The 22956-nt window shown below is 67.8% G+C and carries 18 protein-coding genes; 12 read left to right on the forward strand and 6 right to left on the reverse strand.

Translation table 11 applies throughout. The features are described 5' to 3' along the window. The first annotated feature begins 56 nt into the window (after positions 1-56). The 7 genes from M2351_RS26465 (at position 57) to M2351_RS26495 (ending at position 10415) form a co-directional block, all read left to right on the forward strand. Positions 57-1871 carry a hypothetical protein gene (locus M2351_RS26465; RefSeq protein WP_264659036.1) on the forward strand — a complete coding sequence of 605 codons (1815 nt, stop codon included), beginning with the start codon at positions 57-59 and terminating at the stop codon, positions 1869-1871. Next, the gene (locus M2351_RS26470; protein WP_264659037.1) at positions 1858-3267 is read left to right on the forward strand and encodes a BID domain-containing protein; all 1410 of its coding nucleotides are present in this window, start codon (positions 1858-1860) and stop codon (positions 3265-3267) included. Before M2351_RS26465 ends, M2351_RS26470 begins: the two co-directional genes overlap by 14 nt. Before the next feature lie 215 nt (positions 3268-3482). Continuing rightward, positions 3483-3920: a hypothetical protein gene (locus M2351_RS26475; RefSeq protein ID WP_264659038.1), complete on the forward strand. Its 438-nt coding sequence runs from the start codon at positions 3483-3485 to the stop codon at positions 3918-3920. A 217-nt stretch (positions 3921-4137) separates the two neighbouring features. Continuing rightward, positions 4138-7203: an ATP-dependent helicase gene (locus M2351_RS26480; RefSeq protein ID WP_264659039.1), complete on the forward strand. Its 3066-nt coding sequence runs from the start codon at positions 4138-4140 to the stop codon at positions 7201-7203. Positions 7204-7608: 405 nt separating this feature from the next. Then, entirely contained in the window at positions 7609-7962 is a 354-nt protein-coding gene (locus tag M2351_RS26485) for a hypothetical protein (protein ID WP_264659040.1), read from the forward strand. A gap of 130 nt (positions 7963-8092) precedes the next feature. Then, entirely contained in the window at positions 8093-9469 is a 1377-nt protein-coding gene (locus M2351_RS26490; RefSeq protein WP_264659041.1) for a site-specific DNA-methyltransferase, read from the forward strand. Between the two features lie 139 nt (positions 9470-9608). Then, a complete protein-coding gene (locus M2351_RS26495) occupies positions 9609-10415 on the forward strand; it encodes a hypothetical protein (protein ID WP_264659042.1) in 807 nt (268 codons plus the stop codon). An 80-nt stretch (positions 10416-10495) separates the two neighbouring features. Here the strand turns inward: M2351_RS26495 and M2351_RS26500 are convergent, their stop codons facing one another. The 4 genes from M2351_RS26500 to M2351_RS26515 form a co-directional block, all read right to left on the reverse strand. Then, a complete protein-coding gene (locus M2351_RS26500) occupies positions 10496-10909 on the reverse strand; it encodes a hypothetical protein (protein ID WP_264659043.1) in 414 nt (137 codons plus the stop codon). 118 nt (positions 10910-11027) lie between these two features. After that, a complete protein-coding gene (locus tag M2351_RS26505) occupies positions 11028-11708 on the reverse strand; it encodes a hypothetical protein (RefSeq protein ID WP_264659044.1) in 681 nt (226 codons plus the stop codon). A 224-nt stretch (positions 11709-11932) separates the two neighbouring features. Beyond that, positions 11933-12577, reverse strand: a complete 645-nt coding sequence (locus tag M2351_RS26510) for a hypothetical protein (protein ID WP_264659045.1) — start codon at positions 12575-12577, stop codon at positions 11933-11935. Positions 12578-13060: 483 nt separating this feature from the next. Beyond that, positions 13061-15520 (reverse strand): DotA/TraY family protein, encoded by a 2460-nt coding sequence (locus M2351_RS26515; RefSeq protein WP_264659046.1) that lies wholly within the window; start codon positions 15518-15520, stop codon positions 13061-13063. Between the two features lie 201 nt (positions 15521-15721). On the opposite strand from M2351_RS26515, the gene M2351_RS26520 reads away from it, so the two are divergent. Continuing rightward, positions 15722-16318 carry a hypothetical protein gene (locus tag M2351_RS26520; RefSeq protein ID WP_264659047.1) on the forward strand — a complete coding sequence of 199 codons (597 nt, stop codon included), beginning with the start codon at positions 15722-15724 and terminating at the stop codon, positions 16316-16318. Here the strand turns inward: M2351_RS26520 and M2351_RS26525 are convergent. Further along, a complete protein-coding gene (locus M2351_RS26525; RefSeq protein WP_264659048.1) occupies positions 16304-16528 on the reverse strand; it encodes a hypothetical protein in 225 nt (74 codons plus the stop codon). The genes M2351_RS26520 and M2351_RS26525 overlap by 15 nt on opposite strands. Positions 16529-16758: 230 nt before the next feature. Here M2351_RS26525 and M2351_RS26530 point away from each other — a divergent pair, with 230 nt between their 5' ends. From M2351_RS26530 to M2351_RS26540, 3 genes are all read left to right on the forward strand, one after another. Continuing rightward, positions 16759-17160 (forward strand): hypothetical protein, encoded by a 402-nt coding sequence (locus tag M2351_RS26530; RefSeq protein WP_264659049.1) that lies wholly within the window; start codon positions 16759-16761, stop codon positions 17158-17160. Positions 17161-17238: 78 nt separating this feature from the next. Further along, positions 17239-17490 carry a hypothetical protein gene (locus tag M2351_RS26535; protein WP_264659050.1) on the forward strand — a complete coding sequence of 84 codons (252 nt, stop codon included), beginning with the start codon at positions 17239-17241 and terminating at the stop codon, positions 17488-17490. 747 nt (positions 17491-18237) lie between these two features. Next, positions 18238-20256, forward strand: coding sequence for an ATP-dependent helicase (locus tag M2351_RS26540; protein ID WP_264659051.1), 2019 nt, complete (start codon positions 18238-18240; stop codon positions 20254-20256). A 50-nt stretch (positions 20257-20306) separates the two neighbouring features. Here M2351_RS26540 and M2351_RS26545 read toward each other — a convergent pair whose 3' ends face one another. Next, on the reverse strand, positions 20307-21389 hold the full coding sequence (locus M2351_RS26545) for a DNA polymerase IV (RefSeq protein ID WP_264659052.1): 1083 nt from the start codon (positions 21387-21389) through the stop codon (positions 20307-20309). Positions 21390-21411: 22 nt separating this feature from the next. Between M2351_RS26545 and M2351_RS26550 the strand changes: the two genes are divergently transcribed. Next, the gene (locus M2351_RS26550) at positions 21412-22830 is read left to right on the forward strand and encodes an IS30 family transposase (RefSeq protein ID WP_264658931.1); all 1419 of its coding nucleotides are present in this window, start codon (positions 21412-21414) and stop codon (positions 22828-22830) included. The last annotated feature ends 126 nt before the right edge of the window (positions 22831-22956 follow it).

Here is a 22956-nt window from a genome sequence, read left to right on the forward strand (position 1 = left end):
ACGGGCGGCTCCGGGCTCCGGCCAGCCGCCCCCCTCACGACCACATCGCCGCCGCCATGAACGTCCTCGTCACCCACCACGGCACTCCGCTTCTGGTCATTTCCAGCCAAGCCGTTCCGGACGCGCCGCCCAGTCCGACGCCCATCGCGCCGCCGGGCACGCTGGCCCTCGACGCCGCCCGCGGCACGCTGACTCTTTCCGTCCCCCCGGACCTGTTTCCCCAAGCCGTCGCTTCCACCGCTGCCGCCGTAGCCCCAGTCATCGCCGCCCCCGGCTTCCCCCCCGAAGTCCTGGCCCATCTCCGCACGCTCCCCGGTGTCTGGTGCGTCGCCACCGATCCCACCGGCCTCGTTCTCGCCGAGTGGCCCGCCTGCAACCCCGGCCAGGCGCCCGACGCCGTCCTCGCCCTCCTGCCGGCGCCCGCCCAGCAGGCCGCCCTCGCGCGCCTTGCCGCCAGCCCCACCTCGCCCGCGGTCGCCGCCGGCCCCCGCGCGTCCTCCTATGCCATCGCCCTCGCCGACGGCATCCACAGCGTCGCCTCCCCGCACAGCTGGCCCCCGGGCGCTCAGCATCGGGCGCCGTCCCCCGTGCCGCCCGGGATCGCCGCGGCCCACGCTGCCCTGTCCCCCGTTGCCGTCCTGCCCTACCCACCGGCCGGCGCCTTCGCCGGCGCCGTCGCCGCTCCCCTGCCTCCATCACCGGCCACCTCCGCCCGCCTTGCCGCTGCGATCGAATCCCTCAGGGCCGTTGTTCTCAACGGACAACCCGTCGGCGCTGGGCTCTCCGGCGTCCTGGACTGGGCCTTGTCCGTCCACTGGTCCGCCCCCACCGCGCCGCCGTCCCGCGTGACGCCCGACGCCGGCGTCTACGCCACGTTCCCGGCTCCGCCTCCCTGCGGGTGGAGCCCGCACGCCCGCACCCTCTTTCTGTCGCCAGACCTCCCGCCTTCCCTCGACGTCGCCTATCTCGCCGCCGGCCTGTATCACGCGCACGTCAGCCTCTCCGGCCAATCGACGGTCGGCCGCCTCGCCGCCAGCCTTCTGCACCCGGCCACGTCTCTGCCCGAGCTCGCCGCGGAATGCAGCGCCGCCGCCGCCGAAGCCGCTCGCGCCTGGATCCTGTTGGTGGAGGTCCTCCGCGCCCTGCCCGACCCCACCGTCCGGGCCGCCGCCCTTGCTACGTTCGCCGATCTCCCCTACGGCCATGAGGCCCTGTCGCGCTTTCCGCTCCCGCCCACCCCAGACCCCGCCGCGTACACCATCGCCCTGAACGGCGCCATCGCCCGTGCCGCCACCGACCTCGTCCCGCTCCTCACTCCCACCATCACCGCTCTGCACCGCGAAGCCGCCGCCGTCCGCGCCGCCTGGCACGACCCGGCCCGCCGCGCCTCCTTTCCCCGCGCAGCGCGCTCCATCGGGCCGTTCGCGCCCGTCCTTCCGGGCGCTGATGCGACCAAGGAGACCGCCCACGTGGCCTTGCCGTCCGCTGGGCCCACCACCCGACGCGGGCCTTCCGTCGCGTCGCCCTCCCTCACGCCACCCGTCCCGGACGCCCGCCCCCCACAGCCCTACGTCGCCGCCGGCGTCGTCGCCCTTCCCCCCGAAGACCTCCCGTCCATTGGCTACATGGCGCCCGCGCCCGCCGCCCACCCCGGCCCGCTGCTTGTTTTTCGCCCTCCGGCAGCGCCGACCGGCGCCGTGATGATCGACCGTGACGACGGGGTCCGCGTCATCGTCAGCGACATCCCCGCCGCCACCCTGTCCAGCTTGTCCGCGGCTGGAAAAGCGACTATCATGGTCTACGACCTCGACGGCCTTTCGCTGACCGAGCCGCAACTCGTATCTGTGGCGCCCTACGATGACCTTCGCTGATGCCGCCGCTTCCGACCCGCGCCTGACATCCAGCGCCACCGCTCCCGGCCAGCCCAACGGCCGTGCGGCGGACGCTGGCGATGGCAACGCCATGCGCACCCGCGGCTCCGTTTTTGACCTCCGGAACGTTGTCCACGCCACCGGCCGGTTCCTCGACCTGTTCGAGGAGCGGCGGCGCGCTCAGGCCGCACGCCGCCCCACGGCCCCGCGGGCCACCGCACCGCTGGCCGACCCACCGGCGCCCGCGCGCCAGCAAAAGCCGCCGCCCAATCCGTTCCACCAGAATCTCCGCGCCGGGGTGAAAGCGGGGCTCATCCCGCCCGCCCTTGGCCGCCTCCTGGTCCTGATGACCGGCAACGACACCAACCCCGCCGTTCGCGCCGAAGCCGCCGCCCGCGCCGCTTACGCCTTGAACGAGATCGAGGGCCGCGCCTTCCAGGCCAACACCCACCTGCGCCTCGAAGAGGCCCAGACCAAGCAACTCGCCGCGTCGACCGCCCGGTTCAACGCCGCCAACGCCGAGGTGGTCGCTCTCCTTGCCGCGGTCTATCGTGACCCCGCCGCCGCCGCCGCGAACCTTCGCAAGCATCTTGAAATGCGCCCCGGCCCTGGCACCGTCGCGCAGGAGGTTCGCGACGAGCCCGCTCTCCTCGGCGACCTCCGCGGCGGCTTCCTGTTCAAACGCGCCGAGCGCAGAGATGCGCTCGCGGCGGTCGGCAAGCTCGTCGCCGCCATCGAGCAGCGTGGCCGCGCGCAAGCCGACTGCGGCAAAGACCGCGACGCCTTGGCGGACCACAAAGCCGCTCCCTCGCGCGACGCGAACCTTGCCGACGCCCTGAAGGCGTTCCGCCACCTGACCGCCGTGCAGGCCGCCATTCCACCGGAAATCGCCTCCGATTATCCGGATGGCCTCACAACGATGGTCCTGCTCGATCTGTCGCAAACGCTGTCCGAGCGCGTATCGCCGGCCGACCTCGCCGACCCGGCCGTCACCGGCCTCCACCCGGCCTTTCGCGCCCGCCTCGCCGACCAGATGCAGCGCATGGGCGACTTGCAGGCGCTGCTCGCGGGCAATACCCCGGCCCGCGCCGTCGACACCTTCCACGCGGCCGCTCACATCAAGGACGCGAACATCGACGCCGCCAAGCGCCTCCAGCAGGAAGGCCAGATCTACCCCGCCCAACGCGCGGCGGAATGGGCCACCATCGCGGACACGACCATGCGCGAGGCCGCCAAGGCGATTATGGGCAGCTATGACCACACCGCCGACGCCCAGCAGCGTGGCCTCATGCCCTACGTCATCGCCGTCCAACAGGGCCAAGCGTCCCCCGACCCGGCGCAAACCCTCGCCCCACATGTCGCCGACCTTGCCTTCGACGGGCCCGGCATGGGCTGACCCGGCGGGCCCCGTCCAGCGGCATCCAACACGCCGCGCGCCGGCCCGAGGTCCCCGCCCGCCCCTCACCCCGGCGCCCGCCTCCATGCCCACCGGCACCGCCGCCCCAAGACGCGCAGCGGCGCACGGTCTGCCCTGCCACACCGCCCGCATGGTGGCGCGGCCCCGCCGCGTCCGCGGCGTTGACTTCTCATCCGTCGCCAAGGACCGCCGCCATGCCCGACACCGAGTCCACGCCCGACCCGTTGGTCGCCCTCGCCGACACCCTCATCGTCCGCATCTGCGACCTCGCCCGGTCCGGTCCGGCCTTGAAGGGCGTCGTCACCATCACCGACGCCCGCACCCGTCGCGTCGCCAGCGAGACCACCCGCCGCGCCCCATCGCGTGGGCTGGCCGTGATTCGCCTTGACCGTCGCGAGCGCGTTCTCTACCGCCCTGCCGCCGGCGCGCCATGGCCCCCCGCCGCATTGCTCCCCTACGCCGACGGTGGCGCCGCGTTCTACAACGGGCTTGCCTGGGAGGATTGCCCGTATGGCCTCTACACCCAAGAGGAGGAGGCCGTTCTCTGGTACGCCGGCTTCCTCAACGCCGTCCTCCACCGGGCCGCTGGCCAAGTCGCCGCCCCGCCCGCCCCGCAGCCCAGCGCGCTATGACCCTCCCTGCCCTTAGGTCTCTGCGGTACGCGCGACATCGCGGGCTCCGCGGCACGCCGGTGGCGTGAGCCCACGCAACGCGCCGCCCCTTCCGCCGCGAGTCCCGCCGTGCTATTTTCGACGGCATCCACTTCCGTCCTCACGGGCAGCCCGCCATGGCGCGCTGGATCACCCCTGCGGGTCGCGTGGCCGTCGCCTCGGTTTGAGGACCCCCATCATGCCTGCCCGTTCCGCCCCTCTCCGCAAACCCCTCGACGTCGCCGCCCTCGCCCTTCCCCCGCAGGCCGAGGCCGCCATCGCCGCCGGCACGCTCAACCGTGCCCAAGCCGCCGCCGTCTATGCCCCCCTGTCCCCCACCCTCGTCCTCGGCCCCCCGGGCACGGGCAAGACCAAATCCGCCACCGACCGCATCGGCCACCTGCTCGACCACGGCATCACCCCCGACAGCCTGTTCATCGGCACCTTCACCCAAGCCTCGGCCATCGAGATCACGGGCCGCGTAAACGCCGCCCACGGCGGTCGTTTCCGTCCCAAGAATCCCAACGACCAACTTATGGTTGGCACTCTCAACGCGCTCGGCCTCCGCATTCTCCGCGCCCTGGAGCGCAACGGCGCCCTCAAGGCGAACACGCTGATGCGCGGAACCGACGCGCGCGACCTGTGCCGCCGCCTGGGCATCGACCTGCGCTACGGCAACCGCAAGCGCCGCTCCGCCGCTGATAGCCAGGCCGCGCCCCCGCATCCCGCACTCGGCACGCCGCCCAACCCTGCCTCCCGCGTTGCGCCGCCGGCCTCGGACCTGGGCTGGTTTGGGGCCGGGTTCGGCGGCAGCGACGACCTCACCTTCGGCACTCCCCCGGCCGTACCCAGCCGGGGCGCCCAGGTCCTGCAATCCCTCCTGTGCGGCAAAACGCCCGCCGCCATCCTCCTCGGCCCGGTCCATGACCTCCCCTTCCTGGACGTCGTCGCGCGCTGGAAGGAAAAGCTCATCACCCCGCAGGAGGCCCTCCGGATCGCCACCGGTGCGTCCGGCAGCGGCGCCACGGCCGACGAGGCCCTCGCCGCGCTCGCTCGCGACTACGACCGCTACGTCGCCGCTCAGCGCGACTCCCAAGTGATCGACTTCAGCGACCAGATCGCGCTCCCTGTCCTGCTGCTGCGCGAGACCCCAAGGTACCTCACCGCCTTCCAGAACCGCTGGAAAGCCCTTCTGATCGACGAGTACCAGGACGTGAACACAGCCCTCGGCGCCCTCGTTGACCTCCTGGCTGGCGGCCATCGACATCTCTGGTGCGTCGGCGACCCTGATCAAACTCTGTACGGTTTTCGCGGATCCGACCCCAACTACATCCTGCAGTTCCAGGACCGCTGGCCCGACGCACAGATCATCGCCCTGACCGAAAATTACCGGTGCCGCCCGACCATCGTGGCCGCTGCCAACCGCTTGATCCGCCACAACAAGGACCGCTACGAGACCGCCCTGACCGCGACCCGCGCGGACGTTGTCCTCCCCGACCCCATCGGCCACGCCCTCGCCACGCCCAGCCGGCACGGGTCCCCCGGCCCCGCCCGCGCGGTCGCCATCGAGGTGGTCACATACCCGGACGACCTCACCGAGGCCCAGGACACCGCCCGCAAGGTCCGCGGCCTCCTCGACGCCGGCGTCCCGCCGGAGCAGATCGCCGTGCTGTGGCGCGCCAGCTACCGCGCCTACCACGTCACTCAGGCCCTGCGTGGCCAGGGCATTCCCCTCCGTATTCTGCGCGGCAGCGAGAGCAGCGAGCCCGAGGAGTCCCAGCTCGTCGACGGCCTCCTGCGTGGTGCCCACTACCCCGCGGCCGGTCTTGGCTACACCGACGCCGACACGCTGAAGCGCCTTCTGAGCGCCGGCGGGACCTTCGACGCCATGAAGGATGCGGCCGCCCGCCTCAAGGACGCCCGCGGCTCCGGCGCCCTCGCCACCTGGACCGACCTCTGCCTCGCCGTCCAAAATCTCCTGTTCGCTGCCTTCGCCCAGGACGCCGTGGACCAAGCGCCTGGCAGCGCCGCTCCGCCCCACGCCTCCGGAGAGGCGCAAGCGCCGGCCCCGGCGCTCTCCCGCACGCAGGCCCGCATCCTGTCCGCCGTGCAGGCCGCCGTCACAGCCGGCAGCTACGAGGCCTGGTGCGCCGCTGCCTCCGTCTCGCCCGCCCCGACGTCCCGCGGCGCGGGTGCCCCGGCCACCAGCAACGGCGCCGAAACGCCGGGCATCACCGTCTCCACCCTCGGTACCATCCACGGCAGCAAGGGCTTGGAGTTCGACCATGTTTTCCTCCCCGGTGTTGAAAACGACACCTGTCCCCAAAACGGCGACGCCGCCAACGAGGAGGAACGCCGGCTCGCCTATGTTGCGATGACCCGCGCCCGCGACACCTTGACGGTGAGCCACGCCAACCACCGCGCCGGCGACCGGTACCCGGCCAAGCCCAGCGTCTACATCGAGGAAGCTCTGTTCGGCACGCCCGGAATCGCCTGGACCGACTACGCCGACGCCAGCAGCCCCGCCACGGCCCTCGACCTCGACGCCCTGGAGGCGGCCAGCACCCGCCGCGGCCCGCACTCCGCCAATTCACCCAACCAGACCCGCACGGCACCCCGGCCACTCCCGCCCGCCTCGGTCGCGCCATCCGCCCGGCCGAGCGCCCCACCGCCGGCGCCACCGCCCTCCTCACCCATGCCGGCCTATGCCGCTGGGCCCCACCCGGTCGCTCCGCCGCCAGTGCCGCCGCGAATTTCCGGCGCGCCCTGGCCCCCGCTCGCGCCGCCCATGGCTGTGCCCCCCCTCGACCTGCCCGCCCCGTCGCCTTTCGCCGCGCCCGGACCCGTTGTTGCGGCGACGCCGCCCCTCCCGGCCCCCGCTCCCATGGCCGTGGCCGCACCGACACCGGTCTTCACCCTCCGCGTGGACGGGGGCGGCGACGCGTGCACCCCGTGGCGCGTCACACTCCTTGACGCGGCGGGGACCGAAATTTACCGGTCGCTGGTCAACCCGGCCGGCAATTGGCTGACCCTCGTGGCCGCGACGGCGGGCGGCATTGATCCCACCCTCCTGAACACGGCCCCGTACCTCGACGTCGTCGCCGACAACGTCCTCATCACCCTGGGACGCGCCACCGGCCCCAACCGTCCCCGCCCAATCCTCCACCTCCCCGGCGGTTTGTCCAGCCTCGCCGACCTGGGGCTGACCCAGCACCTCACCCCGGAGGCCTTCGACCTGCGTCCCGTGCCGTCACCGGGGGGATGACCGGCTTTCCGCGCCGCTCCCTTCCGTGCGGCTTCCCCGGTGTCGCCGCGCCGCCGACGCGGTGCCGCGCGTTTCCGCGGCCGCCTCCGCCCATCCAAGGCCGAGGCCCGCGTCTGGCGCATAGTGCCCGCCTTCACCGTCCATGCCCCGGCAGCCTTCGACTGTTAGTCTGTCACCGGTCGGTTTCGCCGCTGATGCCCCGGGCCGGGCAGAGCGTCCGCGTCACCGCCTTCCGCGGCGACGCCGCCCTCACACGCATTACGCCCACCCTTCGTCCGCGATGGCCCTGACCGGGCTTTGCAGCTCCTCATTGACCGCTACCACACGACAAAGCACCCAGCCCGTCCGTACCCCGCCGCCAAGCGCGTGCCCACCGACTAACCCCACCTGTCCGGAGCCAACCCCATGGACCCCGCCATCTTGATCGTTATCACCTATGTCTGGTCCTGGCTGTCCGTCTGGACCGCCACTCTGGCCGTGTTGTCCGGCACGCAGGAGGCCACGCCGATCACGCTCCGCCTTGCCCTGACCACCCTGGCGACCACAGCGCTTTATCCAATTTTCCCGCCCCTCTATCTCGCCTCCATCCTCCGCGCGCCGCGCTCCGCCACCGCCCCGCCAAGCCCTGCGCCGGCCCGAACCAACCACACCGTGACCCAATCCCCGACGCCGGGTCCAGGCGTTGCGGTCATTGCCCAGCCCCCGGTCCCGACCGCGTGGGACGAGGAGATCCCCGCCTACCTTCGTCGTTGCGGATGATTCGCCACGCGCCTCGCACTATCCGACCACCGCAACACGCGATGTGAAGCCCCACCTCCGTCTTCCCCCGCCCAAACGGCGCACAGACCCGGCGCACAGCGCCCAGGCCGCCACCCGGAGCCACCCCACTATGCCACGTGACGACGTCCCGCCCGCCTCCCAACCCGCCGCCCCAAGCGCCGCCGCCATCGCCGCCCGGCGCCGCCGTATCCAGCGAGGTCAAAACCAGGAAACCGCCGCCCGCGATGCCCTGCCCAGCCGCCCCCGCGGTCTCCAGTCGTTGCTGGCCTTCCCGCTCCTTCAGGCCCTCGACGACGCCGGAGGCACAGCACGCCCTTGCGACATCTACGAGCAGATCGCCGACCGCCTCGCCATGCCGACGGAGGCCCGCAGCGCCACCCGCACCTGCGCGAACGGCCGTGCCTACAATCATCTACAGCAGCAAATCCGCTGGACCCGCCAGACCGCCAAGGCCCGGGGCCTGATCGTCGACGCCGGCCGCGGCCTGTGGCAGTTGGCCGACCCCGCCTACGCCAAACTGGGCCGCATCCGTCGCGGTGCCGTCTACCTGGCCTGGAGTACGGACCTTGGCATCGGCCTCTGGGCGCACGCCGAAGACGCCGCCTCCGAAATCGCGCCGGGCTCCGTGCAGCTGGTGTTAAGCTCGCCCGTCTACCCGATCCAGTCCGGCCGTCAGTACGGAGCGATGACTCCGGCGATCTGGCTCGATTGGATGTCACGCCTGACACGCCTCTGGGCTGACCTGATAACGGACGACGGCATCATCGTCCTCAACGTCGCCGACGTCCACATTCCCGGCATTCCGGCCATGTCGCCATATCTGTACCGGTACATGTTGGATGCCATCGAGAACATCGGCCTGTACGAGCAGCAACCCGACTATTGGCTCAACCCGACAAAGCTCGGCAACATCCAGTGGACCGCCAAGTCCCGCTACATCCCGAAAGGCGCGATCGAGCACGTCAAGTTCCTCAGCCGCTCGCCCTTTCCGAAGCGCACGGTCGACAACATCCTCGTCCCGCGCAAGTCCACGCCCGACCGGGTCGCGGCCGACCGCGTCCGCTCCAAGGAACGCCGCCCCTCCGGCTATGACATCAATTCCGCCGCCTTCCACGCCAACGATGAAGCCATTCCCAACAACCTCCTCATCGCCGGAGGGGTGCCGGCCTCCGACACCTACTCCCGCCGTTGCCGCGCCGCCGGCCTGCCGATCCATCCCGCGCGCTTTCCCAAAGCACTCGCGGAGCGCGTGATCCTGCAAACCACCGACCCTGGCGACCTCTGCTATGATCCGATGGCCGGGTCGGCGACCGTCGCTGAGGTCGCCCAAGCCCTCGGCCGCCGCGCTATCGTCAGCGAGCCCATGCTGGCCTACGTCGAGGGCCAACGCGTCCGCCTGGACCGCGACCCGTCCTTCCGCAACCACCTTCCCGACCACGTGTCAACGCTGATCCGCTGCCCCGCTGACCCGCGCGACCGCTCTTAATCGACCACCCCGCCGCCAGGCACTCGCCCGGTGGCCTTTTCGAGCCGGAGCCGCCCGCCGCGCCACGTTCCGTGCCCGTCGCTTGCGCGATGGGATGAAAGCAGCTGGCGGGCACCTCCCATCACCGTCGAGGCACCCTATGACCACCGAAGACCCGCTTCTCTCCAGCTTCGACGACGCGATCAAAACAGATCGCTCGGAGTCTGCGCTCGCGCGTAATGTCGCCAGGGGCTTGGGCCACGAGGGATGGGCGATTTACACCGAGGTACCGCTGCGCACGTGGCTTCCAGACGCTCCGACCGGTATCGCTGATATCGTGGCGGTTTCTCATGGGCTGGCCATGGTGGTGGAGGTCAAGCGGAGCTTTTCCCTGACCCTGATTGAACAGGCCGCCGAATGGACCCGCTTCGTTCCGCTGGTTGTGATGGCGCTCCCCGGCTCCGCCCACAGCACACGGCATGCGCTCCGCGACCACCTTTGCCAGCACTTTGGCCTCGGTTTGTGCCGTGATGCGGGGAACGGCAACATTGTCTGGGACCGGCGTCCAAAGCTTCTGCGTCATCACCTGCGCAATGTCGCCCGCATTCAGGATTCGCTCACCGACCCGATGCAGGCCGCCGAGGCAGGTGAACGCTGGGCATATCGCGAGACCCCGTATCAGCGGATGATGACCGAAGTCCGCATTCTGATTGCCGAGTGTGGCCCTGTTCCGGTCAAGGTCCTAATCGAAGCGCTCGACAGGCCCGGCAAGAACCCTTATTCGAGCCGCACCTATCTCGCGCGCAATCTCGTGCATGGCATCAGAGCCTACGAGCCGGATTTGGCCATTGGCGCTGATAGCCGCGTGATCTGGACCCCGACACAGTGCGCCAAGGGTGACAAGTACATCGGCATTGTCATGGCGACAGCTGCCCGCCGCGTCTCCATCGCGCACCCGTTGCTCTGACCGTTGGGGTCTCGGTCACAACGGCTTTGTTCTGCTCGGTGGCGCGGGACGCCGCGGTATTCCGCTGGCCCGACTTGACGTTACCACTCCTCTCGGTACCAGCGGACCGCCAGGACAGCCGTTGCGGCGGCCAGGGCCGCAAAGACGGACGCCTGGAACCACGGTTCTCCATAGAGAGGCATGATGTCATAAGGCATCCAACCAACGTCCGGATCGACGTGCGCTTCGCGCCGCGCCAGCTCGTCCAGCACCGGAATCGCGGCCGCCCACAGCCCGGTGGCGAGAGCGACGCAGCGAGCCGGACCAGGGCGACCGTCGCCCGTGAGCATCGCGCCGCCGGTCAGCAGGATGCTGCCACCACCCACGGTCAGGCCGAAAACCATTGCGACAAGGTCGACGGGGAGTCCGACGGCGAACGCGACAACTGCGACTGCCGCGCGGAGGGCAACCACAAGGAGGCCGAAAACCAGGATCGACTCAATATAGGCCCGCATGATCATTCCTCCAGATGGTGCTGCAGATGCTAATCGCATTGAGACCATCGCCCGCGATCTCAATGTGCTCGGTTTTCATCGTCGCCCTGCGCAAGGCCATTCGGCAGACGGGTTAAACTCACTTCAGGCGGATCAGTTTGGCCCGCTCATCGAACTTGTCGGCCTTCAGCCAGACCTCCGCAATGCTCCCATCGATCGGCCTGATTCGAATCTCCCCGTTCATGATGGGATAATTCGCTTTGTCCTCGTCGCTCTGGGGTAAGGGCTTGTTGTCCACGGAGCCTTTGGCGAAGGTGTAAACGGCGAATCCATGCTCCAGTCGCTGCAGCGTGAGCGTGGTCCTAACCGTATGAGAGGGACCTTTGTAGGTGTCCTCGAAGCCCTCTCCGGAAATCACCGTCTCATAGGTGTCCCGCTCATCGCGGTTGGTGCCGCCCGGCTTGTCGAACCGGATTGTCCATGTCCCCTGAAGCGCGTTGAGCACGGCTTCTTTCGCGGCGGCCTCGCGCAGGAAGGCACACTGGCGCGGAGATACGATCGTCATCTCGGAGCCCTTCACCGAGACCGCCAGCAGCGGCCCGGCCTTGCCGCCTTCCAGCGAGACGAGAATGCGCTCCCCCTCGCGGTCATACACGGCCTTGGACAGCGTGCCGTTTGCGTCCACGGACTTCTCGCGGAAATCGATGGGGTCCATCGCCGCGCACTCCGCCTGTCCGGCGGACGACGGGGCGACGAGCCAACGCCCGGCCACCTGCTCGTAGGGAGAGGGCTGCTGGTTGCACCCGGCGAGCATGAACACCGCCCCGACAACACTCCCCGCCTTTTTCCGCCAACCCATCACTATTCCCCATCCGTTCGCGGCAATTATAACGTGCTACTCGGCCTTGGCAATCAGGGCGTGCAGTTTCCGGACGCGCATCGACGCGCGGCAGCGACCGCTTGGACAATGCCGTCCAGACGAAGAGGGCCAACATCCATCGGTTACGGCATGCCTCGGGAGCTCGGGAAAGCCCGCAAACAAAGTTATGGTACCTGCGATGGGGTTTTATGGGTGCTCTCGTGAGGCTTTATGGTTCCCTCCAGAAGACCTCCAGAGTTCCCTCCAGACTTCTGCTCTAGCGCATTGATTAGCCTTTGCCCCGCCTGCATCGCTGCCGCATGGTTGTCCATTTGGACCTCCATGACAGGCGCTTTCCCGTTGGTCAGAACGATCCGGAAAAAAGCGCGTTTGCCCGTGGTCGACCAGTCGACTTCCCGCACCTCTTCGAACCCGACCACGTCCCCCGACACCCACAAGCGCCGCTCCGGCTCGTCCACCACCACGACGCCGGCACCGTTCCGCCCCTGCACCGCCCAGCTGGCGCCGATCTTCCCCCGCATCACGGCTTCCACCGCCGGCCGAAACCACCGCATCCTGTTGATGATCGCTCCCGGGATGCGCAACAGCAGGGCCGGCAACGTGATCGCCACCACGAGCGCAAAGACCCAGACGAGCGCCACCAGCATATCCACGCCCGTGAGACGGGCGGCCCACCACAGGGCGATCGTGGCCGCAGGCCCTAGTGTTGCGAGGATCACGAACATTCCGATTGCCTCCAACGCCGGATCGCCACCAAGTCGCTTCCGGATCGTTGCCTCAGTTGTCATAGCGGGAACGCCGTTCATCATTTTGCACCTCCACGCCCGCGCCTCCGACACCCGTCGCGCGCCAATCGAACCATGAAAATCATAGCGGCTGCGGTTCTGCAACATTGCACGTAACGCCATGTTGACGGCGCTTCACTCTGTTGCCGTCCACGCCTTCTCACGCGTTGCTGACGTCCATCGCGACAGCTCGCCGCACCCAACGAGGCCTGCGGCGACGGCGCACGGAGGCTCACCTTCTGGTCGCACCCGCCGGCGAACACGTGGCGCGCCCAACCGTCCCCGGTTCCTTCGCGAATTGAAGCTTGTTCCAATCGCCGGAGGCCAACGCCACCCCCATGCAATCATGTTTGTTCGGAAAATCCGGTGAAGCGTGCAGAATTCGCCAGCTGTTACTTTCATCGTTTCAGTCAAGAGTGGCGCATTGAACCACACGCGAACAAATATACGGTCGCCATCGGCGAGAATTGAGGGGTGCTCTTGTGGACCTTTATGGTCCCCGTTGGCCTATTTCTTTGGCCGCGCACGCATCGCGATCTCGCGTAGGACATTCTGTGCCACGTTCGACACGGACCCGCCAACGCCCCCTCCCTCGTCACCGCCGCCGCCGCCGTTCGCTCCAGCCCAGCGGTACGCCGCCACGGCCAGCGTATCCGGAGTCTTCGTGCACATGTTCACCAACGCATAGGCGATTCCCAGATAGACAAACATGTAGACGACAAAGCTGATGAACATGACTCCGCCGCCGGTCGCGTCCCGCATCATCGGCAGCATAAGCGCGTTTAGAAGTCCCACGGATACGCTGGTCAGGGCCAGCCCAGCAACAAAACCGGCCAACGTCAACAGGGGCCGCACGAACAACGCCACTAGGTTCATGAAGGCCGACCGCGCGTGCGGCCCAAGGAACCCTCCTGATTCCGGTGTCACCACCAACACCAGTGCAATGATTACCATGATCACCGTTTCCAGGACCGCGATGAGCCAGCTCACCACCGCGAAGAGAAACCGGATGAAGGGCAATGCCGGCACTAGATAGGCCAACCCCAACCCGGTGACGAACAGCGCCATGCCCGCACCCACCAGGATCGGCTCCAGACCTCGTATTGTCTCCCCGGCAAAGCCAGCGATCTTGCCGATCCATTTCGCAGGCCCTGGCATAAGCTTGAGGCCCACCTTGACCACGCCGTCCACCACCGCGTTTGATGCCCGCTCGTACCATGGCAGAATGTCGGAGCCCTGGACGCCACCACCTGAGCCACCGACCATTTTCGTCAGAATCAGCGTTGCACCACCGAACAAATATACCTTATGCCCAACACTCGACAGACCTGCGAGCGCGTTCATCTGTGGAACCTCTGCAACGGTCTGCCAGATGCCTGTGCCCCACGCTTCGAGAAAGCTGTCTCCCGCGTTGGAGTTTCCCGACGATGCCGCCATTTGCGCCAAAACAATTGGGTTTCCTGACGCGATCAGGCCGTCGCCGAACCAATTATGGACCGCCGTGACGCCGTCCGCCACAGAGTCGAGCAGCGGCCCGCTGACTTGCGGAACCGCGTTTCCCGCCGCGCCGAGACTACCCTGCAGGTTGGTCATGGCTTGAGCCCATTCCCCGGCGCCGATCCACCCTTTCCCGCTCACCCCCTTGCTGAGCTTGGCGGTTATGTCACTGTTGATCGTCTGCCAACGGTCTGAAATCAAGCTTTGCACATTCGCCTTATACGAGGCTGGCAACCCAGCGATCGTTGAACTTTTTGGGTCCTCCTTGCAGTTTGCGGGAACATCGCGGCACGCCAACCGAGCCTTGATAAGCGTCGTCACTTCGGCCTCGGCGGTGGCCCTCATAGTTTCGAACGCTTCTTTGTGGGCGCTCGACACCGCGGTGGCGGCCCCTGACCCTACGGCGCTTGCACTAACCTCCGGAAACTTGACCGCCCCGCATCCTGCGGACGATTCCGTTGTCCAGCCATACCAGTGGTTCAGTTGGTAATCCCATCGAATGACCGTTCCGTTTGCCGGTACCGCAACGACTCGCTCCATGTCATTCCGCTTTGGATCAAGGTTGATCGCTGCCTTGCACGCCTCTGCGGTGACCACGCCGACCACCGTGGTCATGACTTCCATATCTCCGACCCCGGGCTTGCTCACCCATTTGTCCTTGTTCGCCAGATAACTCGTCATCCCATCCCACGCCTCGGATGCCTTGTCCGACCCATAGGCCGCGACGAATCCAACCAACTGCGACCCTAAACCCCATGATCCGTTAATCGGCCAAAGCAGCATCATGGCCACCCCCACCCGCAGGGCAAACATCGTCCATTGGTATTTGCCCCGCGCGAAGTCCGATGACGTCGCCGTGTCTACGACCATCACCACCAGGCTCAGCAGCGCCGCCAACGCCGCCACCAGGCAGGCCATCGCCGACAACGCACCGACAATGGACCCGAGCCCCTGCGACAGCAGCGTGCCGCCCGACCCCAGAAACGGCAGCAGGTCGCCGAGCGCCTGCCGCGCCAGGTCGGCGTTCGTCACCGCGGCGTATGCCGGCGTGACGCCGAATACCAGGAAGGCCCATGCCATGCCGAACCACACCGCGAGCAGGAGCGACCATCCGATCCCGACCGCCGCCGTTTCGCGAAGAAACTCGTGCCGGCCGGCCCACGTCACCTCGACGACACCGCCGACTTGCCCGACGATCCCCTCCTCTGGTGCCGCTGCGCGCCATCCCGCCACAAACCGCGGCGCCCACTTTTCCCGCCATCGGTCGGTTGCCCGGACCAGCACACCCTTCACGCCGCCGCGCCCGTCCCGCACCGCCGGATCATCATCACTGAGGAGCCCGGCCTGCACCATGCCCAAGGCCACGCCCCGCGCGACCTCCTGCCACTGCGCGCCCAGATTCCGGAAATCGGTCATCTCCACCGGCGCGAGGACAAATCCAAACGCCGACCGCCCATCCGGCAACCGCATGGCGACCCCCAAGCTAGACCAAGATCGGCCCAACTCTAACCGCGCCAGCACTCTCCCGCCATCCAAAAAGAACGTGGCTCTTGCCGCCGTCACGCGTTATGCGGCCAGTGCATGCCGCCTGCTTCACTTCGCCCTTGCGAGCGGCGAGGCTTCTCGCCGACACTTCCGCAAACCTCGCACCATTTTCAAAGGCCCCTCGTCATGGACTCCCATGCGGCGCCACCATCCTGCACCCTCGAGCCAGCGGACCCCGTCACCACGGTCACCGGCCGCCGCATCGCGCGTCCCGTCCCCGCGCCCGATCAGTGGCACATTGAGGACTTCGCGCACGGCTTGGCGACGCTCAACCGGTACGGCGGTCAAACCATCGTCCCGTGGTCCGTGGCCCAGCACAGCCTCCTGTGTCTGCAGGCCCTCCGCCTCTTGCACGCCGACGCCACGCCCACCCTCCAACGGGCCGTCCTCCTCCATGACGCGGGCGAGACCGCTATTGGTGAAATTCCCGCTCCGGTGAAGAGGGTCTGTTCCGACCTTTGCCGCCTGGACGAGGCTATCGACCAAAGCCTGTCCGAAGCGTTCGACCTCCCCTGGCGCTGCCCTCCGGTAATCAAGGAGATCGACCTTCTTGTTCGCGGCACGGAAGGGCCCGTGCTGTTCCCCAAATCCGATCCCGCCGCGTGGGCCGCCCGCTATGGTGCCCCGCTTCCCTTGTCGGTTGTCGAACGTCCCTGGCGCGACGTCCGCGAGGAGTTCCTGACCGCCTACGCCGGCATTCCGTCCGAATCACCCCCGTCCTGAAAGTACACGCCGATGCTCCACAACCTTCTCCACCGTGCCCACACCTTTGCCGCCCGCCTTGCCGCCACCTTCCGCCGCCGCGCCGAAGCCGCCGAACGTCGCATCCACTTCACGCGCCGCATCACGCGGCGTTTCCACACCCTCGTCGACCGAAGCGATTCCAGCGACCTCCCACCAGCCACCAAGCGCGCCGCCCTGGACGACACCCATGCCGCCGCCCGAACCGCGCTACGCCACCTACGCGCCGCGCGCTACCGGGCCTCGTACCAGCACGCGCAGTCAGGCCCTGCGCCACTCCTCCCCCTCTTTCCCGGGTACACCCGCTGATCCCGCCTCTGGCTCCACAGCGCGCCGCGCCCCCCGGCCACCAACGCCGGACGAACGCCCGGTACCGTTGACGACACCGCCTCCTCATGACCTTCCCAAGGCTGGCCCCCACCATGCGTCGCCTCCTCCGCTTCTTCGGCCTCGTCTCCGCCCGCGACCACGACGGCCTGGCCGCCCAGTTTGCCGCTGAACGTGTCGCTCATCACCGCCTGCGCGCCGACGTCCGCACCCACTTCATCACGCGCGACGGCTGCGGCTACACCCGTTGCGTGGCCGACACTCCCGCCCAGCAGGCCCTGTCCACCGCCCGCAGCACTCTCGCCCGCGCCGACCACGCCGCTTGGCTTGACACCTTTGACTGGCGCGGCCGCTTCGTCGACCCGCACACCGGTTTCTGGGAAAGCCTTTCCGGCGACATCTACGATGCAGACACCCACTCCTGGCACGATGCCGCCGGCAACGACGACCTCGATGCCGATCCCGAGCCCCGAGCCAGCCACATATCGCCCACCTAAGACGCCCCACTCACGACGCCGCGCTTGCGCCAAACTGACAGCAAACTCTTCCACGCCATTCGTCTTCGGGGCCCCACCATGAACATCTTTCTTTCCGTGCGGACCGCTGCCCTATCCACCGCCCTGTCCAGCGCTTCCTTCTCCCCGGCCGTCGCCTCCGCCGCTACCAGCGCCGCCCCGCACGCCGGCGGCGGTTCCGACGTTGCCATGGTCGTCTCGTGGATCATCGGCATCGGGACGGCCATTTTCGTCCACGCCTCTGCCTCCAATGCCCGTGCGATTCCCGCCGGCATCATCGTCGGCTGCATCGTCAACGCGCTCATGTCCTAATCCGTCGCCGCATCCGCTGTCGTTACCATCGCCAATGACGTCTCCACGCTCGCCGTCGCTTTTGCCGCATCCTTTGTTCGTCCCCTCTCGACCGCGCTGGGCCGATTCCGACCCGGCGTGCCGGTGGCGTGGTCTTGCTGATCGAGCGCTGCCGACTCCTCCGCAAGCCGAGGGCCGCGTCGACAACAGAAGACATGACGACGCCCTGACCGTTGGCACCCTTGCCGTCCGCGAAACAGCGCGGCGCCCCTGTATTCAATCGCAGGATTATGGGCGTGCGCCATGCGCGCCATGCGCGCCATCAAGCATGATGCCCAATCCGCCATGCAACCTGGATGATCGCCGCGTGCTGGATCGGTGGGTTGCCATCGACGTCCGATGCGGTGTCACGCCGCCGTTGTATCGATCCCTGTCGGTGCCGTTGCTTCGCGGTGACCAGCGGTTTCCGTGGATCGCTTGGGCCGCGCACCACAGCCTTTCCCTTCGGCAGGTCGACCGCCTCCTGCCCTGGCCCGCCTTGATCCGCGTCAACGCGCGCACCGGTCCGCAAACCCTCGACAGTGCCTTTCATAAGGCGAAGACTTCCGCCGAGACGGCCACCCGCGCTATACTTCGACGCACGACCCATTCACCATTGTCGCCTCCGCCATTCCGTCTATCCACATCCACCCGGTCATTCCCGCCGAGCGACGCCAGGCCTGCGCCAATGGCGCGCCACTCCCATTACCCATTCCAGGATCCCGCGCCATGATCGCCGCGCTCGACCCGCTCGCCGCCTTGCCGGCCGTCCACTTCCCGTCGTTTCCATCCGACGACATCCTGTCGTCCCTCACCCCCACCCAGCGCGAAGCCGCGCTCGCCACCGGCCCGGTTCTGGCCCTCGCTGGCGCCGGTACCGGCAAAACGACGACGCTGACCGCCTCGATCGCGCTTCGCATCATCGCCGGTGTCGCTCCCAGGAACATCCTCGCGGTCACCTTTACCAACAAGACCGCCCGGCAACTCCGCGTCCGTCTGACCGACGTACTCGGCGCCGATCAGCTGCCAAGCTGGGTTGGCACCTTCCACAGTCTCGCCGCCCGCATGCTCCGCATGGAGCCCAGCCTGGCCGGCTTGCGCGACAACTTCCAGGTCCTTGACGCCGACGACAGCAAGCGCGTCCTGAAGCGCACGATGGACGCCCTCTCCATGCTGACCAAACGCGCCGAAGGTGTGGACCCGCTGAAGACCGTTGGCAACGCGATCTCCCGCCTGAAGGACAACCTCGTCCACCCCGATCACGCCGCATCGGCCATCGAAGCCTGGATCGCCGCCGCTCAGGCCGCCGGCCGCCGCGTCGACGTTGATACCCTCCGTCTCGTTGCCACGGTCTACCCGGCCTATCAGCGGGAATTGATCGAGACGAACAGTGCGGATTATGGGGACCTCCTTCTCTGGACCACAGGCGCCATGCTCGACGACGAAAACACCCGCCGTCGCTTTGCCAACCTCTTCGCAGGCATCTGGGTTGACGAATACCAGGACATTAGTTTGGCACTATATTACTGGCTCTACCTTCTCGCGAAAGACCACCGCAACATCTTTGTGGTGGGCGATGATGATCAGTCAATCTTTTCGTTCCGCGGTTCTGATATCCGCTACATTCGGCGGTTCCGTAACGATTACTCTGACGCCACGGTGGTCCGCCTGGAGGAAAACTTCCGCTCCACCGGTCACATCCTCACGGCGGCGAACGCCATCATCGCGGGCGACCGCAACCGTCTCGGCAAGACCCTCTACACCAACGCCGGGCTCGGCTTGCCGATCCAGATCCTGGAATTCGACAGCCCCGACGAGGAGGCTCACGCCATCGTCGCCGACATGCGCCGCCAGAACGCCCGCGGCGTGCCCTGGGGCGACATGGCCTGTCTTTACCGCAGTTCCCACATCAGCCGCGCCGTCGAGGACGCGTTGATCCGCAACTCCGTGGGGTACGTTCTTGTCGGCGACCAAGCCTATTATCATAAGGCCGAAATCAAGGATGCTCTCGCCCTTCTCCGCCTCTCTCTTTTCCCCGACGACCACGCCAGCGACGACTCCTGCCGCCGTATGCTCAACACGCCCATGCGCGGCCTTGGCCCGAAGGCCGAGGAGACCATCGCCGACCACGCCCGCGCCACCGGCCGCACCATGCTCCAGGCGTGCGAGGACCCACCGCTGAAGCGCGCCCAGCGCCAAGCCGCCCAGATGTTCGCCGCGACCATCCGCCTGTGCGCCGCCCAACCCGGCGAGTCCTTGTCCGACCAGCTGCACCGGGTCCTGCACAACACCGGCTACCTCAACCACTGGCGCAACGCCCGCTCTGACGACGCCCAGTCCCGCGTCGAAAGCCTGCAGGAATTCGTCGCTCTCACTGGTTCGTTCCCGGACGCCGTCACCCTCTTCGAACACGCGGCCCTGGCGAGCGCCCGCGCCAGCGATGAAGACGCCAAGGATCGCGTCACTCTGATGACGATTCACGCCGCGAAGGGGCTCGAATTTCCCCTCGTCTACCTTCCCGGCTGGGAGGACGGCATCCTCCCGAGCGCGAAGTCCGTTGCCCAGGGCCTGGAAGCGGAAGAGCGTCGCTTGGCCTATGTCGCGATCACCCGCGCCAAGCGCCTCTGCACCATCACTCACACCCGCTTCCGCCACGGCCGGCCGATGGAGTTCAGCCCCTATCTGAGCGAACTCCCGCGCCACTGCTATCATCCCGGATGGCTCGGCCACGTCCGCTTGTTACGCTGACAACCCGTTTCAGCCAGATCTTTCATATCATCCCGGGGTGCCGTTCCTCGCTACGGTTTTGGACCTGCTCCCCGAGCGCCACTCAAAAAGCCGAACAAGTCCGGCTCGGGGTCTGTGGACGGGTCGGTGAGGTCGGCGCAACCGACACCGATCAATCGGAACGCCCGTCCGTCGGCTTCCTGAGCAACGATGTCCGCCGCCGTCGCCAGGATGGCCTCGGCCGAGCGGGTCGGCGCGACGCGGCGGGAGCGCGTGAACTGCTGGAAGTCGACCGTCTTGAATTTCACGATGACACTGCGGCCGAGCACGCCTTCGCGCTCCATGCGCCGGGCGACCTTCGCGGCCAGCGGCTGCAGTTCCTGCTGGAGGGTTGCCGGCGCGGAGATGTCCCAATCGAAGGTTTCCTCGGCGCTGATCGACTTGCTGGGCGCCTCCGGCTCCACGGCGCGATTGTCGAGCCCGCGCGCGTAGCGGAAGAGGGCCCGGCCCATGGTGCCGTATTTTCGCACGAGCCAGACCTCCTCCTTGTCCTGGAGGTCACCGACCTTCGTGATGCCATCGGTCCACAGCTTGTGTTCGAGCGCCGGCCCGACGCCCCAGAGAATCGTGACCCGCTTGGGCGCTAGAAAGGCCGCGGCCTCCGCCCGCCCGATCACGGCAAAGCCCTTCGGTTTGTCCAGGTCGCTTGCAATCTTGGCCAGCAGTTTGTTGGGGCCAAGGCCGATCGACGCGGTGATGCGTAATTCCGCCTCGAACCGCCGGACGATCTCAACCAGGGCCTGGGCGGGACTGATGCTGAGCCGATCCCGCACGCCGGACAGGTCGAGATAGGCCTCGTCGATGGAGATCGGCTCCACCAGGTCGGTGAACGCCGCCATGATCTCGCGGGCGCGGTGGCCGACCTCCTTGTACGTCGCCATGTTCGGCGGAATGACGACAGCGTCCGGGCAGCGCTCCAGGGCTTCCCGGATCGACATGGCCGAGCGGACACCGGACAAACGCGCGATGTAGCAGCAGGCCGCGACGACCCCGCGGTGGTCGCCACCCCCGACGATAACGGCTTGGTTGGCCAACTCCGGTCGGTCGCGCTTTTCGACGGTGGCGTAGAAGGCGGATTCAAGCGGTCGTCGCAACAGCCTGATGCAGGAGGTTGCGATGAAGACACGGAAGCGGCGATCGGATCGATCTGGGCGGGCTCCTCAGCGGTCACCCGGCCGGCCCCCTTCGGCACGGCGGGAGGATTGTCGGCGGTTCTGGGCGGCGATCGCGACGGGACAAGCGAGCGAGGATGCGGCATCTCTGGCAAGCGTGTCGCCCGTGGTGGGAACACGGTGGTTCCGAGAGGCCGGGGGTATGCCACCAGCGAAGTTTGCGTCATCGGCGAAGCCGCCGTCGGGACGGTACTTGCAGTTTGCGGAGCGGGAGGAGATCGCGTTGCGGCGTGCCCAGGGGCTCGGCGTGCGGGAGATCGCTCGCCAGCTGGGGCGAGCGGCCTCGACCATTTCCCGGGAACTGCGGCGCAATGCCGCCACCCGCTCGGGCGGGTTGGAGTATCGGGCGACGACCGCGCAGTGGCACGCCGACCGTTCGGCGCGCCGGCCCAAACCGGCCAAGCTCGTAGTCAATCCAGTCCTGCGCGACTACGTGCAAGAGCGTCTGGCCGGCGCGGTGGTTGCCCCGGACGGCGTGGCGATCCCTGGGCCGGCCGTGACCTGGAAAGCTCGCCGCCATGGGCGTCGGCAGGACCGGCGGTGGGCCAAGGCGTGGAGCCCCGAACAGATCGCCCGACGCCTGCGGCTCGATTTTCCGGAGGACCCGACGATGCGCATCAGCCATGAGGCCATTTATCAGGCGCTGTTCATTCAAGGCCGAGGAGCATTGCGTCGCGAGCTTACCGCCTGCCTGCGGACCGGACGGACCCTGCGCGTTCCGATGGCGCGGACCCGCAAACGGGGCAAATCCTTCATCACGCCGGAGATCATGATCAGCCAACGCCCGACGGAGGTGGCGGATCGGGCGGTGCCGGGACACTGGGAGGGCGATCTCATCATCGGCCTGGGCGGCTCGGCGATCGGCACCTTGGTGGAACGGACGACACGGTTCACGATGCTGCTGCATCTGCCCCCGATGCCGGGGCACGCCAGTGGACCACGGGTCAAGAATGGGCCGGCGCTTGCCGGCCATGGTGCCGAGGCCGTCCGCGACGCCATCGCGCGCACGATCGCAACCTTGCCCGCACAGCTCCGCCGGTCGCTGACTTGGGATCAGGGGGCGGAGATGGCCCAACACGCCCATATCCGGATCGACACCGGGCTTTGCGTCTACTTCTGCGATCCGCGCAGTCCGTGGCAGCGCGGCACGAACGAGAACACCAATGGGCTGCTGCGTCAGTACTTCCCCAAGGGCACCGACCTCGCCGTGCATGACGCCGACACCCTGGCGGCCATCGCACTTGCCCTGAACACCAGACCCCGCAAAGCCCTTGGCTGGAAAACTCCAGCCGAGGCGCTGGACGAACTGCTCCAATCCATCGATAAGGGAGGACGGGAAGAGGCTGTTGCGACGACCGCTTGAATCCGCCGAAGCTGTCGCAGTCGATGTGCCCGATGGTCAGCTCGTGCAGTTCCGGGTGAGCAAACAGCCGGCGGCTGCCGCATTTCGGACAGCGCTCGTTGCCCGCTGGCAGGGCCGCCGCGCAGT

Origin of the sequence: Azospirillum canadense (genome assembly GCF_025961225.1) — a bacterium.
In the GTDB taxonomy this organism is placed as follows: Bacteria; Pseudomonadota; Alphaproteobacteria; order Azospirillales; family Azospirillaceae; genus Azospirillum; species Azospirillum canadense.

Bases quoted from the DNA above. Each gene is read 5' to 3' on its own strand.
- M2351_RS26525 (WP_264659048.1), bottom strand. From the start codon at position 16,528: ATGGGTGTCGTCCAGGGCGGCGCGCTTGGTGGCTGGTGGGAGGTCGCT.
- M2351_RS26465 (WP_264659036.1), top strand. From the start codon at position 57: ATGAACGTCCTCGTCACCCACCACGGCACTCCGCTTCTGGTCATTTCC.
- M2351_RS26470 (WP_264659037.1), top strand. From the start codon at position 1,858: ATGACCTTCGCTGATGCCGCCGCTTCCGACCCGCGCCTGACATCCAGC.
- M2351_RS26530 (WP_264659049.1), top strand. From the start codon at position 16,759: ATGCGTCGCCTCCTCCGCTTCTTCGGCCTCGTCTCCGCCCGCGACCAC.
- M2351_RS26515 (WP_264659046.1), bottom strand. From the start codon at position 15,520: ATGCGGTTGCCGGATGGGCGGTCGGCGTTTGGATTTGTCCTCGCGCCG.
- M2351_RS26475 (WP_264659038.1), top strand. From the start codon at position 3,483: ATGCCCGACACCGAGTCCACGCCCGACCCGTTGGTCGCCCTCGCCGAC.
- M2351_RS26495 (WP_264659042.1), top strand. From the start codon at position 9,609: ATGACCACCGAAGACCCGCTTCTCTCCAGCTTCGACGACGCGATCAAA.
- M2351_RS26490 (WP_264659041.1), top strand. From the start codon at position 8,093: ATGCCACGTGACGACGTCCCGCCCGCCTCCCAACCCGCCGCCCCAAGC.
- M2351_RS26535 (WP_264659050.1), top strand. From the start codon at position 17,239: ATGAACATCTTTCTTTCCGTGCGGACCGCTGCCCTATCCACCGCCCTG.
- M2351_RS26500 (WP_264659043.1), bottom strand. From the start codon at position 10,909: ATGCGGGCCTATATTGAGTCGATCCTGGTTTTCGGCCTCCTTGTGGTT.
- M2351_RS26550 (WP_264658931.1), top strand. From the start codon at position 21,412: ATGAAGACACGGAAGCGGCGATCGGATCGATCTGGGCGGGCTCCTCAG.
- M2351_RS26510 (WP_264659045.1), bottom strand. From the start codon at position 12,577: ATGATGAACGGCGTTCCCGCTATGACAACTGAGGCAACGATCCGGAAG.
- M2351_RS26520 (WP_264659047.1), top strand. From the start codon at position 15,722: ATGGACTCCCATGCGGCGCCACCATCCTGCACCCTCGAGCCAGCGGAC.
- M2351_RS26485 (WP_264659040.1), top strand. From the start codon at position 7,609: ATGGACCCCGCCATCTTGATCGTTATCACCTATGTCTGGTCCTGGCTG.
- M2351_RS26480 (WP_264659039.1), top strand. From the start codon at position 4,138: ATGCCTGCCCGTTCCGCCCCTCTCCGCAAACCCCTCGACGTCGCCGCC.
- M2351_RS26540 (WP_264659051.1), top strand. From the start codon at position 18,238: ATGATCGCCGCGCTCGACCCGCTCGCCGCCTTGCCGGCCGTCCACTTC.